This is a genomic window from Hydrogenophaga sp. GW456-12-10-14-TSB4, from assembly GCF_059424305.1.
This window is the reverse complement of sequence record NZ_JBWKZH010000025.1, coordinates 47,405-61,094: the sequence shown is the minus strand read 5'-3', so window position 1 is coordinate 61,094 and position 13,690 is coordinate 47,405. Positions and strand designations below refer to the sequence as shown.

Sequence of the window (13,690 nt, the reverse complement as noted above, 5' to 3'; positions counted from 1 at the left end):
GAATCAGGCGCCAACCCCTTGATTTACAACCACTTTCGTATTCATTTCGTGGTTGGCGAGGCGGCTCGCGACGGAAGGGTGTCGGCGACCGACGGAAGATCCACCATCACCGGCTGACCGGGCGTGGTGCAGCCGGTGTCGCAGCACTTGCCCGGCTGGCGGTTTTTCGTGATGGCGCGTGCCGGGTCGTGAGGCCGCGCGGCGGCGCTGCCGTCGGCCGCCACGCCCCGCTCCAGCAGGCGCTCGACCAGTTCCACCTTGTTGCCTACCGGGTAGTTGCGCCAGATTTCCTGCTTCATGGCCGCCGGGGAGCCGCCGCCATGCAGGCTGATCACGCTGTACCAACCCCCCTGGTAGCCGGCGGTGAGGTCTTCGAGGAAGCGCGCCGTCTGGATCCGCTGCTCGTAAGGCACGTCGGGGTTGGCGCGCAGCACCTCCGAGAGCCTGGCGCCGGTTTCCGGGTTGTGGTCTTCGTCCGGGCCGGGCAGGGTGACGATCAGGCCGCCGCTCACGTAGTGGGCGATGCGGTGCATGTCGTAGATTTTGGTCGCCAGCAACAGCTTGCCGATGTTGGAGAACACGGGGTCGGGCATGAAGGTCTGGCTGTGCGGGTCGGCCTTGCCGTAGACGCTGGCTGCGACACCGCAGGCATAGAAGCCCTCGGTGATGGTGATCAGTTCCACCATCTGTTCGCGCAAGTGGGTTTCCCGGCCCGGGTCGAAGCCGTTGGCTTCGCACATGAGCGCCCCGGCGCCGATGAGCAGGTCGCCGAAGCCCGCCCGCGCGCCGATGCAGGTGTGGCGGTGGTGGGTGGCGTAGCTGTAGGTGAGGTGGCTGGAGTGCTCCCACTCGCCGGCGTAGAACACGTCGTCCCAGGGCACGAACACCCGGTCGAAGATGCAGACGCCCGTGCTTTGCCCGTACTTGCGGCTGAACAGGGCTTCCCCGTGCTCCACTTTTTCGCCCGGTCGACCGGCAGGCCGCGCGACGATGGTCAGGCCGGGGGCGTCGATGGGCACGGCGCAGCAGACGGCGAAGTCGGCGTCTTCACGGCCCATCTGGCGGCAGGGCATGACGAGCAGCTCGTGCACGTACGGGGCTCCGGTGACGATGGCCTTCGTGCCGCTGATGACGATGCCCCTGGCGTTCTTCTCCACCACGTGGACGTAGCTGTCCACATTGGCCTGCTCGTACGGGCGTCGGCTGCGATCGCCCTTGGCGTCGGTCATGGCCACGCCCAGGGTCAGGTCCTGGTCCTGCACGCGGTGCAGGTAGTTCAGAAAGCGTTCGGTGTGCTCCTTGCTGCCGCGTGCGTCATCGATGCGGGCCGACACCTGGCCGATGGCGTTGAGCGCGTCGTGCGTGAGGTAGCGTTGGGCACAACCGGTTTCCTGGCACACCAGGCGCACCGCTTCCAGCTTGTTGAGCAGATCGCCGCTGCTGGTGTTGATGTGGCTCAGGCGGTTGACGGTGCGGCCACTCGTCTGCTGGACCGCGGTCATCAGGGGCGCGTACCGGGTCTGGAGCGCCAGGTCGTAGGTCAGGGCGATGGCGTTGATGCCGGGTTGCAGGGCGGGGTCGTCGGCCACGCTGTCCACGGCCCGCCCGTCCACGAACACCCTGGGTCGGCGCTGACGGAGGGAGTCGCGGAAATCCTGGCCGCTCATGAGTGCCGGTGGGTGAGCTTGGGTGTTCATGGGGTGACTCCTGTTGATTTGACTGGCTTCGGTGGAAATTTTTGCCCTTCGCATTAATATTTAAACAACGTTCAATAAATTATTCAAGTGTTCATTTTTTGGTCTGACGTTTGATGTGGCGATAATCTGCTCACATGGACGTCCATTTGCATGAGCTCATCCCGGTGCCGTCGGAAGCCGATGCCGAAGCGGCGCGCGAGCAACTGCGGCAACGGCAGTTGCGGCAGGCCGCGCAGTCGGATTCCCGCCGCGCCCTGGTGCTCGAGGCGGCGCGCAGCGTCTTCGCGGAGAAGGGGGTGGAGGGCGCCAGCATCCGGGAGATCGCCAAGCGCGCGGCCTACACGCCGGGTGCGATCTACAGCTACTTCGAGAGCAAGGAGGCGATCTACGCGGCGTTGCTGGCGGAATCGCTGGAGCGACTCAACCAGGAAGTGGCGAGCGCCAGGCCGCACAAGCCGCAGCCCCATGGGGTGCTGGCGGCCAAGGCGCAGGCCTGGTTCGGCTTCTATGCCCGCAACCCGCGCGATCTGGACCTGGGCTTTTACCTGGTGCATGGGCTGGCGCCACGGGGCCTGACCAGTGAGCTGAACCAGCAGCTCAACAATCGCCTGCACGACGCTTTGTTCCCCTGCGAGCAGGCCTTGCAGTCGATGGGCCTGTCGCCGGAAGCTGCGTTGCGCGAGAACACCGCGCTTTTCGCCCATGGGGTCGGCCTGCTGCTGTTGCAGCACACGGGCCGCATCCGCATGTTCGGGCAGTCTCCCGAGCTGCTGTTTCAGGCGTACCTGGATCAACTGGTGGCGCGGCTGAACCCGGGCGATGGCGCTGCCACCGCTGAGCCGGGGCAGGCCGATCTGTTCGGTGCTTGAGACCCCGCACGGTCACGGTGGCGCGGCCTGCGAAAATCCCCGCTTCTTCCCGAAGCCCCTGACCTGAAAGACAAACCGATGCTGCTGGATGCCGCCGATTCCCAACTCGTGCTGGTGGACTACCAGGACCGCCTGATGCCTGCCATCTTTGAAGGCCCGCAGGTGGTGGCCAATGCCGTGCGCCTGGCGCGCATGGCCCGTGTGCTGAAGGTGCCCACCTGGGGCACCGAGCAGAACCCTGAAAAGCTGGGGCCCAACCCGCCCGAGCTGAGGGAGCTCTGCCAGAGAACCCTGGCCAAGATGCACTTCGGTGCTGTGTCCGATGGCCTGGCCGACTGGCTGAGGCCTCCCGTGCGTCAGCAGGCGTCCGGCAATGCGCGCAGCCTGCCCAAGCACCTGCAGAAGCCAGCGGCGGCGCCTGCGGCGGAGCGCCAGACCGTGGTCGTGGCCGGCTGCGAGGCCCATGTCTGCCTGCTGCAGACCGCGCTGGAGCTGATCGAGCAGGAGTTCGACGTCTGGGTGGTGACGGACGCCTGCGGCTCGCGCACCGAGCGCAACCGCGATGCGGCATTCGACCGTCTGGCCGGCGCGGGCGCCGAGCTGGTGACCACCGAGATGGTGGCCTTCGAGTGGCTGCGCACGGCCGAGCACCCCGCGTTCCGCGAGATCCAGGCCTTGATCAAATAAGAGAAGCGTGCAGCGGCGCAGGGCGGTGTCCTTGCGCCGTGTCAGCCTCGCGCAAGCGGGCTCAACATAATTATGAATTCACTTTAGTGCACGACTTTTGGGTCCATCTGCTGCAGGAGACATTCATGAATCAGGGCTACGCCGAGTTCTACCGCCGTTCCATCGAAGACCGCGATGCCTTCTGGACCGAACAGGCCGCGCTGGTGGATTGGCACAAGCCCTTCGACCGGGTGTGCAACCACGACAACCCACCGTTCGCGCACTGGTTCGAGGGCGGGTTGACCAACCTGTGCCACAACGCGGTGGACCGCCACCTGAAAGACCGCGCCGATCACAACGCGCTGATCTACGTGTCGACCGAGACCGACACCGAGCGCACCTACAGCTTCCGCGAGCTGCATGCCGAGGTGCAGCGCATGGCCGCGGTGTTGCTGGGGCAGGGGGTGAAGAAGGGGGATCGGGTGCTGATCTACATGCCCATGATTCCCGAAGCCACCTTCGCCATGCTGGCCTGCGCGCGCATCGGTGCCATTCACTCGGTGGTGTTCGGCGGTTTCGCGAGCCACTCGCTGGCCAACCGAATCGACGATGCCTCGCCCGTGGCCATCGTGAGCGCCGACGCGGGCTCGCGCGGCGGCAAGGTGGTCGAGTACAAGCCGCTGCTGGACGAGGCCATCCGCCTGTCCAGCCACAAGCCGGCCTCGGTGGTCCTGGTCAACCGGGGCCTGGCACCGATGAGCCTGGTGCCCGGACGCGACCACGACTACGCCGCCTTGCGGGAGCAGCACCTGAACGCCCAGGTGCCCTGCGAGTGGATGGAATCGACCGCGATCAGCTACACGATCTACACCAGCGGCACCACGGGCAAGCCCAAGGGCGTGCAGCGCGACACCGGCGGTTACCTGGTGGCGCTGGCCGCGAGCATGAAGCACATCTTCATGGGCGAGGCGGGTGAGACCTACTTCTCCACCAGCGACATCGGCTGGGTGGTGGGGCACAGCTACATCGTCTACGGCCCGCTGATCGCCGGCATGGCCACCATCCTCTACGAAGGCTTGCCGATCCGGCCCGATGGCGGCATCTGGTGGCGGCTGGTCGAAAAGTACAAGGTGACGGTGATGTTCAGCGCGCCGACCGCAGTGCGTGTCCTCAAGAAGCAGGACCCCGCGTACCTGAAGCAATACGACCTCTCCAGCCTCAAGGCGCTGTTCCTTGCCGGCGAGCCGCTGGACGAACCGACGGCGCGCTGGATCAGTGACAGCCTGGGCGTGCCCATCATCGACAACTACTGGCAGACCGAGAGCGGCTGGCCCATCCTGACCATCGCCAACGGGGTCGAGAAAAAGCCCAGCAAGTTCGGCAGCCCGGGCGTCCCGATGTACGGCTACCGCGTCAAGCTCCTGCACGAGTCCACGGGTGAAGAGCTCACCGGTGCCGATGAGAAGGGGGTGGTGGTGATCGAGGGGCCCACGCCGCCCGGTTTCATGCAGACGGTGTGGAGGGACGACGCGCGCTTCATCAACACCTACTGGAAGAGCATTCCGGGCAAACTGGTCTACAGCACCTTCGACTGGGGCATCCGCGACCAGGACGGGTATTTCTACATCCTTGGTCGCACCGACGACGTGATCAACGTGGCGGGCCACCGCCTGGGCACGCGGGAGATCGAGGAGAGCATTTCCAGCCACGCCAACGTGGCGGAGGTGGCGGTGGTGGGCGTGGCCGACCAGCTCAAGGGACAGGTTGCCATGGCCTTCGTGGTGGCGAAAGACACGTCCGGACTGGTCGATGACGCCTCCAGGCTCAAGCTGGAGGGCGAGATCATGAAGCGGGTGGACGAGCAACTGGGGGCCGTGGCCCGCCCGGCGCGGGTGCGCTTCGTGACCGTGTTGCCCAAGACGCGCAGCGGCAAGCTGCTGCGCCGCGCCATCCAGGCGGTGTGCGAAGGCCGCGATCCGGGGGATCTCACCACCATGGACGATCCCGCCGCGCTGCAGCAGATCAAGGATTTGCTGGCCTGACACCGGGGCCCCGCCGGCCTCGGGGTTTCGCCTCTCAAGCCATGGTGGCTTTCGGCTTTTGTAAGTACAATTCATGCTTATATTTACACGAGCAACGACCGCCATGGAACAGATGATCGCGTCCGAAGGCCAAGTGGAAAAAGTCCGCGTGTTTGAACTCGCGGCCGAACTCTTCGGCGTGCTCGCCACCCCCATGCGGCTGCGCATCCTCAGCGCGCTTTGCGACAAGGAGAAGTCGGTTTCCCAGCTGTTGCAGGAAATCGACACCACCCAGCCGAATCTGTCCCAGCACCTGAACCTGCTTTACCGGGCGGGCGTGCTGGCCAAACGCAAGGACGGCACCCAGGTCATCTACCGCGTGCAGAGCGAAAAGGCCGTGACGCTGTGCCGCACGGTCTGCACCCAGATCGCGATCGAGATGGACGAGCCGAGCTCGGTGCCCGCATCCGAGCGCCTGTCGCCCCGCGCCTCGTCCTGACCAACGGCGCGCGCAACGCATCTTTTTACACAGGGCTGTTCTCGCGGTGGCACAATCGCGGGCTGCAGTCAGGTCCTTCCACAGTCACTGTCGCATCCGCCTAACGGTTCAGCCGTGCCGCGGAAGGTTGTCTTAACCAGCTTATGTTTCCCCAAGGGAAACGGAGGTCAGCGGATTTATGAGCGATTCCCAATCGAACGGGGGCAACGTCTATGTTGCCTACAACGGCAACTCGTACCTCTTCGGCGGCAACGCGCCGTACGTGGAAGAGATGTACGAAAACTACCTGGACAATCCCGGTAGCGTCCCTGACAACTGGCGCGGCTACTTCGACGCGCTGCAGAACGTCCCCGCCGGTGATGGCTCCGACGCCCGCGACGTCCCGCACCAGCCCGTCATCAATGCCTTCGCCGAGCGCGCCAAGCAGGGCGGCACCAAGGTGGTCGTCGCCGCTGGCGCCGATTCCGAACTCGCCCGCAAGCGCACCGCCGTCCAGCAGCTCATTGCCGCCTACCGCAACGTCGGCGCCCGCTGGGCCGATCTCGACCCGCTCAAGCGCGCCGAGCGTGACCACATTCCCGAACTCGAACTCTCGTTCTACGGCTTCACCGACGCCGACCTCGAGACCGTGTTCAACACCAGCAACACGTTCTTCGGCAAGGAAACCATGTCCTTGCGCGAGTTGCTCAACGCCTTGCGCGAGACGTACTGCGGCACCATCGGTGCCGAGTACATGTACATCACCGACCAGAGCCAGAAGCGCTGGTGGCAGGAGCGCCTGGAAGCCACGCGCACCAAGCCCGTCTTCAATGCCGACAAGAAGAAGCACATCCTCGACCGCCTGACGGCGGCCGAAGGCCTGGAGCGCTTCCTGCACACCAAGTACGTGGGCCAGAAGCGCTTCTCGCTGGAAGGCGGCGAGAGCTTCATCGCCTCGATGGACGAACTGATCACCCAGGCCGGCCAGATCGGCGTCCAGGAAATCGTGATCGGCATGGCGCACCGTGGGCGCCTGAACGTGCTGGTCAACACCCTGGGCAAGATGCCCAAGGACCTGTTTGCCGAGTTCGACCACACCGCCCCCGAAGAACTGCCCTCCGGTGACGTGAAGTACCACCAGGGCTTCAGCTCCGACGTGACCACCCCCGGCGGCCCGGTGCACCTCTCGCTGGCGTTCAACCCCTCGCACCTGGAAATCGTGAACCCGGTGGTGGAAGGCTCCGTGCGCGCCCGCATGGACCGCCGTGGCGACCCCCTGGGCAAGCAGGTGCTGCCCGTGCTGGTGCATGGCGACGCCGCCTTCGCCGGCCAGGGCGTGGTGATGGAAACCTTGGCGCTGGCCGAAACCCGTGGTTATTCCACCGGCGGCACGGTGCACCTGGTGATCAACAACCAGATTGGTTTCACCACCTCCGACCCGCGTGACAGCCGTTCCACGCTGTATTGCTCGGACGTCGTGAAGATGATCGAAGCGCCGGTGCTGCACGTCAACGGCGACGATCCCGAAGCCGTGGTGTTCGCCACCAAGCTCGCGCTTGATTTCCGCATGACCTTCCAGAAGGACGTGGTGGTTGACATCGTGTGCTTCCGCAAGCTCGGCCACAACGAACAGGACACCCCGAGCCTGACGCAGCCGCTCATGTACAAGAAGATCGCGGCCCACCCCGGCACGCGCAAGCTGTACGCCGACAAGCTGGCCGCGCAAGGCCTGGGCGAGACGCTGGGCGACGACATGGTCAAGGCCTACCGCGCCGCCCTGGACGCCGGTCGCCACACCGTGGACCCGGTGCTGACCAACTTCAAGAGCAAGTTCGCCGTGGACTGGAGCCCGTACCTGGGCAAGAAGTGGACCGACAGCGCGGACTCGGCCATTCCCATGGCCGAATGGAAGCGCCTGTCGGATCGACTGACCACGATTCCGGACAACGTCACCCCGCACCAGCTGGTGAAGAAGGTGTATGCCGATCGCGCGGCCATGGGCCGTGGCGACATTCCGGTGGACTGGGGCATGGGCGAGCACATGGCGTTCGCCTCGCTGGTGGCCAGTGGCTTCCCCGTGCGCCTCTCGGGTGAGGATTGCGGCCGCGGCACGTTCACGCACCGCCACGCCGTCATTCACGACCAGAACCGCGAGAAGTACGACGAGGGCATCTACGTGCCGCTGCAGAACGTGGCCGACAACCAGGCTCCGTTCGTGGTGATCGACTCCATCCTGTCCGAAGAGGCCGTGCTCGGTTTCGAATACGGCTATGCCTCGAACGATCCGAACACGCTGGTGATCTGGGAAGCCCAGTTCGGCGACTTCGTCAACGGTGCGCAGGTCGTGATCGACCAGTTCATCGCCTCCGGCGAAGTGAAGTGGGGCCGCGTCAACGGCATCACGATGATGCTGCCGCACGGCTACGAAGGCCAGGGCCCGGAGCACAGCTCCGCTCGCCTGGAGCGCTTCATGCAGCTGGCCGCCGACACCAACATGCAGGTCGTGCAGCCCACCACCGCGAGCCAGATCTTCCACGTGCTGCGCCGCCAGATGATCCGTGGGCTGCGCAAGCCGCTGATCATCTTCACGCCCAAGTCGCTGCTGCGCAACAAGGACGCGACCTCGCCGCTGTCCGAGTTCACCAAGGGCGGTTTCCAGACCGTGATCCCGGAGCAGAACGCCGATGTCGTGAAGAAGGCCGAGAAGGTCAAGCGCGTCATCTGCTGCTCGGGCAAGGTGTACTACGACCTCGTCAAGAAGCGCGAAGAGCGCGGCTCGGACGACGTGGCGATCGTGCGCGTGGAGCAGCTGTACCCGTTCCCGCACAAGGTGTTCGGCGCCGAGCTGCGCAAGTACCCCAACGCGACCGACATCGTCTGGTGCCAGGACGAACCGCAGAACCAGGGCGCCTGGTTCTTCGTGCAGCACTACATCCACGAGAACATGCTCGAAGGCCAGAAGCTGGGCTACGCCGGGCGCGCAGCCTCCGCGTCGCCGGCCGTGGGTTATGCCCACCTCCACCAGGAGCAGCAGAAGACCTTGATCGAAGCTGCTTTCGGCAAGCTCAAGGGCTTCATTCTCACCAAGTGAATTGAGCGGACCCGAGCCGGTCTGCAGGCGATGACGTCCTGCGACCGGCCCGTCCGACGCACCCCACAGAAAACCAGGTAGAACACTCATGGCAATCGTAGAAGTCAAAGTCCCGCAACTGTCCGAATCGGTGGCTGAAGCCACCCTGCTGGCATGGAAGAAGAAGGCCGGCGAGGCCGTCGCCGCCGACGAAATCCTGATCGAAATCGAAACCGACAAGGTCGTGCTCGAAGTGCCCGCACCCGCCGCCGGCGTGCTGGTCGAGCTGGTCCAGGGCGACGGCGCCACCGTGGCCGCCGATCAGCTGATCGCTCGCATCGACACCGCTGCCGTCGCCGGCACGGCCGCACCCGCACCCGCCGCCGCACCCGCGGCCCCTGCCGCCGCGCCGGCCGCAGCCGCTGCGGCCACGTCCCAGTCCAAGGCCGGTGTGGCCATGCCCGCCGCCGCCAAGCTGATGGCCGACAACAACCTGGCCGCCGGCTCGGTCGCCGGCACCGGCAAGGACGGTCGCGTGACCAAGGGCGACGTGCTGTCGGCCGTGGCCGCCCCCAAGGCCGCCGTGGCGGCGCCCGTGGCGATCCCCACCGGCGCGCCCACCAAGGTGCTGCCGCAGGTGCCCGTGGTGGCGCCTGACCTGGGTGACCGCCCTGAAGAGCGCGTGGCCATGACCCGCCTGCGCGCCCGCGTGGCCGAGCGCCTGCTGCAGTCGCAATCGACCAACGCCATCCTGACCACGTTCAACGAAGTGAACATGGCGCCCGTGATGGAGATGCGCAAGAAGTTCCAGGAGAAGTTCGAGAAGGAACACGGCGTCAAGCTGGGCTTCATGAGCTTCTTCGTGAAGGCTGCTGTGCATGCGCTCAAGAAGTACCCGATCCTCAACGCCTCGGTCGACGGCAACGACATCGTCTACCACGGTTACTTCGACATCGGTATCGCCGTCGGTTCGCCCCGCGGCCTGGTGGTGCCCATCCTGCGCAACGCGGACCAGATGAGCTTCGCCGAGATCGAGAAGAAGATCGCCGAGTTCGGCCAGAAGGCCAAGGACGGCAAGCTGGGCCTGGACGACCTCACCGGCGGCACGTTCTCCATCTCCAACGGCGGCACCTTCGGCTCGATGATGTCCACCCCCATCATCAACCCGCCGCAGTCGGCCATCCTGGGCGTGCATGCCACCAAGGACCGCGCCATGGTGGAAAACGGCCAGGTGGTCGTGCGTCCGATGAACTACTTCGCCATGTCCTATGACCACCGCATCATCGATGGTCGTGAAGCCGTGCTGGGTCTGGTGGCGATGAAGGAAGCGCTGGAAGATCCCGCCCGCCTGCTGTTCGACATCTGATCCGCAAGCTATCCCGCCAACGCCCCGCCAGGGGCGTTGGCCCTTTGAATTCAGGAACACAACATGTCCCAATCCTTTGACGTCGTCGTGATCGGCGGCGGCCCCGGCGGCTACATCGCCGCCATCCGTGCGGCACAGCTCGGCTTCAAGGTCGCCTGTATCGACGAGTGGAAGAACGCCGCCGGCGGTCCGGCACCGGGCGGCACCTGCACCAACGTCGGTTGCATTCCCAGCAAGGCGCTGCTGCAATCGTCCGAGCACTTCGACCACGCCAACCACCATTTCGCTGATCACGGCATCAGCGCCACCAACGTGAAGATCGACATCGCCAAGATGGTCGGCCGCAAAGACACGGTGGTGAAGCAGAACAACGACGGCATCCTGTACCTGTTCAAGAAGAACAAGGTCACCTTCTTCCACGGCCGCGGCTCGTTCGTGAAGGCCGTCGAAGCCGGCTACGAGATCCAGGTGACTGGCGCGAAGGAAGAAGTCATCACCGGCCAGCAGATCATCCTGGCCACGGGCTCCAACGCCCGCGCGTTGCCCGGCGTGCCGTTCGACGAAGAGACCGTGCTGTCCAACGACGGCGCCCTGCGCATCGGCGCAGTGCCCAAGAAACTGGTGCTGATCGGCTCCGGCGTGATCGGCCTCGAAATGGGTTCGGTCTGGCGCCGCCTGGGCTCCGACGTGACCATCCTCGAAGGTCTGCCGACCTTCCTGGGCGCGGTGGACGAGCAGATCGCCAAGGAAGCCAAGAAGGCGTTCGACAAGCAGGGCCTGAAGATCGAACTGGGCGTGAAGGTCGGTGACATCAAGACCGGCAAGAAGGGCGTGAGCGTGGCCTACACCAACGCCAAGGGCGAGGCGCAAAGCATCGATGCCGACAAGCTGATCGTTTCCATCGGCCGCGTGCCCAACACCATCGGCCTCAACGCCGAAGCCGTGGGCCTGCAGCTCGACGAGCGCGGCGCCATCGTGGTGGACGACGAGTGCCGCACCAGCCTCAAGGGCGTGTGGGCGGTGGGCGACGTGGTGCGTGGCCCCATGCTGGCGCACAAGGCGGAAGAAGAGGGCGTGGCCGTGGCCGAGCGCATCGCCGGCCAGCACGGGCACGTCAACTTCAACACCATCCCCTGGGTGATCTACACCAGCCCCGAGATCGCGTGGGTGGGCCGCACCGAGCAGCAGCTCAAGGCCGACGGTGTGAAGTACAAGGCCGGCACCTTCCCGTTCCTGGCCAACGGCCGCGCGCGGGCGCTGGGCGACACCACCGGCATGGTGAAGTTCCTGGCCGATGCGACCAGCGACGAAATCCTGGGCGTGCACATCGTGGGCCCCATGGCCAGTGAACTGATCGCCGAGGCCGTGGTCGCGATGGAGTTCAAGGCCAGCGCCGAAGACATCGCGCGCATCTGCCACGCCCACCCTTCGCTCTCGGAAGCGACGAAGGAAGCCGCGCTGGCGGTGGACAAGCGCACGCTGAACTTCTGAAGCGCCGATCTTGAGCGTTCGCAGCAGGTACGAGGCCGCGCTCAAAGAGCGCGGCTACACGACGGACCCCGCGCAACAGCGCGCCATTGACGCGCTGGAGCGTTGCGCGTCCGAATGGGCGGTGTACAAGCAGAAGCGCTCGAACTCGCTGAAAAAGCTCTTCGTCAACCCCGAGATTCCGCGCGGCGTGTACATGTACGGCGGCGTGGGCCGGGGCAAGAGCTTCCTCATGGAGTGCTTCTTCGAGGCGGTGCCGCTGCGGCGCAAGACGCGGCTGCACTTCCACGAGTTCATGCGCGAGGTGCACCGTGAACTGCGCGAGCTGCAGGGCACGGTGAACCCGCTGGACGAACTGGGTGCGCGCATCGCCAAGCGCTACAAGCTCATCTGCTTCGACGAGTTCCACGTGGCGGACGTGACCGATGCCATGATCCTGCACCGCCTGCTGGACGCGCTGTTCAAGGCGGGCGTGGGATTCGTCACCACGTCCAATTTCCGTCCCGACGACCTCTACCCCGACGGGCTGCACCGCGATCGCATCCTGCCGGCGATCGAGCTGCTCAAGCAGCGGCTGGAGGTGCTGAATGTGGACAACGGCACCGACTACCGCCAGCGCACGCTCAACCACATCCAGCTCTACCACTGGCCGCTGGGACCGCAGGCCGACGAGGCGATGGAGACCACCTTCCAGGAGCTGGCCGAGATGGGGGACCAGGACGCCGTGATGCACATCGAAGCGCGGCAGATCCAGGCCTTGCGGCGCGCGGGCGGCGTGATCTGGTTCGACTTCCGCACGCTCTGCGGCGGCCCGCGTTCGCAGAACGACTACCTCGAAATCGCCTCGCAGTTCCACACGCTGATGTTGTCGAACGTGCCGCAGATGTCGGTGCGCCAGGCATCGGAAGCGCGGCGCTTCACCTGGCTGGTGGACGTGCTGTACGACCGGCGCGTCAAGCTGGTGATGTCGGCGGCGGTACCGCCCGAGCAGCTGTACCAGGAAGGGCCGATGTCGCACGAGTTCCCGCGCACTGTCTCGCGGCTGACCGAGATGCAGTCACAGGAATTCCTGTCGCTGGAGCACCGGTTGGTGGATACCGGCCTGACCTGATGGAACCCGGCCTCAGCCCAGCGGGTCGAGCTTGACGATGGTGATCGAGAGGTTGTCGCCCATGCCTTTGGCGCGGGAGCGGGCCTTCTGGATCAGAAACTCACAGGCCTCGCGGGGCGAGAGCATGGCGATGGTGCTGGCCAGTTCTTCCGGGGTGAAGTAGTGCCAGATGCCGTCGCTGCAGGCCATGATCGCGTCACCCGCGCTCAGCTGAGGCACCACATGCAGGTCCACCGGCGGGTCGTTCTCCGTGCCCAGGCAACCCATCAGGATGTTGGCGTGCGGGTGGTCCAGCGCTTCCTCCTCGCTGATCTCGCCCTGGTTGACCAGCGTCTGCACATAGGAATGGTCCATGGTGCGGAAGACCATCCGACCGTTGCGGAAGTGGTAGATGCGCGAGTCGCCCGCGTGCACCCAGTGGCTGTCGCCGCCCGGGTTGATCAGGAACGCGGCGATGGTGCTGTGCGGCTCCTGCTCGGCGGAGACGGCCGTGAGCTTGATGACCAGATGGGATTCCTCGACGATCTGGCGCAGCAGCGCGGCGGCATCGTCCGTCTCCGGGTCGTAGCGGTCGAACAGCTGCCGGGCCGTGAGCATCACCTGGTCCGAGGCTTTGCGCCCGCCGCTGCGACCACCCATTCCGTCGGCCAGCACCGCCAGCAGACAGGTGCCGTGGCGCGGATGGTGCAGCAGGCTGACCTGGTCTTGCTGGTAATCGCGGTCGCCCCGGTGGATGCCGGTGGACGCCTGGATGCGGTAGCCTTTGGACATGAATGTGCGGGGCGGTCTGTGCGGGTGGGGAAATGGGTGCAATGGTATCCACATCTGTGCTGCGCGAAGCCCGGCAGAGGCCGAAACCGTGAACCCTTGCGCGCCGGTCCGCCGTCCGGCGGCGTGGGCCTGCTCAACGGCGCCCGGCGCGGG

The 13,690-nt window shown here is 65.5% G+C and carries 10 protein-coding genes; 8 read left to right on the top strand and 2 right to left on the bottom strand.

The features are described 5' to 3' along the window. Positions 1-41: 41 nt before the first annotated feature. Positions 42-1,697 (bottom strand): 4-hydroxyphenylacetate 3-hydroxylase family protein, encoded by a 1,656-nt coding sequence (locus AC07ZS_RS14145; protein ID WP_494799174.1) that lies wholly within the window; start codon positions 1,695-1,697, stop codon positions 42-44. A 134-nt stretch (positions 1,698-1,831) separates the two neighbouring features. On the opposite strand from AC07ZS_RS14145, the gene AC07ZS_RS14140 reads away from it, so the two are divergent. The 8 genes from AC07ZS_RS14140 (at position 1,832) to zapE (ending at position 12,766) form a co-directional block, all read left to right on the top strand. After that, positions 1,832-2,566 (top strand): TetR/AcrR family transcriptional regulator, encoded by a 735-nt coding sequence (locus AC07ZS_RS14140; protein WP_494799173.1) that lies wholly within the window; start codon positions 1,832-1,834, stop codon positions 2,564-2,566. A gap of 78 nt (positions 2,567-2,644) precedes the next feature. Further along, positions 2,645-3,253: an isochorismatase family protein gene (locus AC07ZS_RS14135; protein WP_494799172.1), complete on the top strand. Its 609-nt coding sequence runs from the start codon at positions 2,645-2,647 to the stop codon at positions 3,251-3,253. Positions 3,254-3,378: 125 nt separating this feature from the next. Continuing rightward, positions 3,379-5,274 carry a propionate--CoA ligase gene (locus tag AC07ZS_RS14130; RefSeq protein ID WP_494799171.1) on the top strand — a complete coding sequence of 632 codons (1,896 nt, stop codon included), beginning with the start codon at positions 3,379-3,381 and terminating at the stop codon, positions 5,272-5,274. Between the two features lie 103 nt (positions 5,275-5,377). After that, positions 5,378-5,752: an ArsR/SmtB family transcription factor gene (locus AC07ZS_RS14125; RefSeq protein WP_494799170.1), complete on the top strand. Its 375-nt coding sequence runs from the start codon at positions 5,378-5,380 to the stop codon at positions 5,750-5,752. Positions 5,753-5,930: 178 nt separating this feature from the next. Then, positions 5,931-8,822, top strand: a complete 2,892-nt coding sequence (locus AC07ZS_RS14120) for a 2-oxoglutarate dehydrogenase E1 component (protein ID WP_494799169.1) — start codon at positions 5,931-5,933, stop codon at positions 8,820-8,822. Between the two features lie 88 nt (positions 8,823-8,910). Beyond that, positions 8,911-10,167, top strand: a complete 1,257-nt coding sequence (gene odhB / locus AC07ZS_RS14115; protein WP_494799168.1) for a 2-oxoglutarate dehydrogenase complex dihydrolipoyllysine-residue succinyltransferase — start codon at positions 8,911-8,913, stop codon at positions 10,165-10,167. 63 nt (positions 10,168-10,230) lie between these two features. Further along, complete coding sequence (gene lpdA, locus AC07ZS_RS14110; protein WP_494799167.1) at positions 10,231-11,658, top strand: dihydrolipoyl dehydrogenase; 1,428 nt, start codon at positions 10,231-10,233, stop codon at positions 11,656-11,658. A gap of 10 nt (positions 11,659-11,668) precedes the next feature. Beyond that, positions 11,669-12,766 (top strand): cell division protein ZapE, encoded by a 1,098-nt coding sequence (gene zapE, locus AC07ZS_RS14105; protein WP_494799166.1) that lies wholly within the window; start codon positions 11,669-11,671, stop codon positions 12,764-12,766. Between the two features lie 12 nt (positions 12,767-12,778). On the opposite strand, the gene AC07ZS_RS14100 is transcribed toward zapE, so the two are convergent. Next, positions 12,779-13,537 (bottom strand): PP2C family protein-serine/threonine phosphatase, encoded by a 759-nt coding sequence (locus AC07ZS_RS14100; protein WP_494799165.1) that lies wholly within the window; start codon positions 13,535-13,537, stop codon positions 12,779-12,781. Between the last annotated feature and the right edge of the window lie 153 nt (positions 13,538-13,690).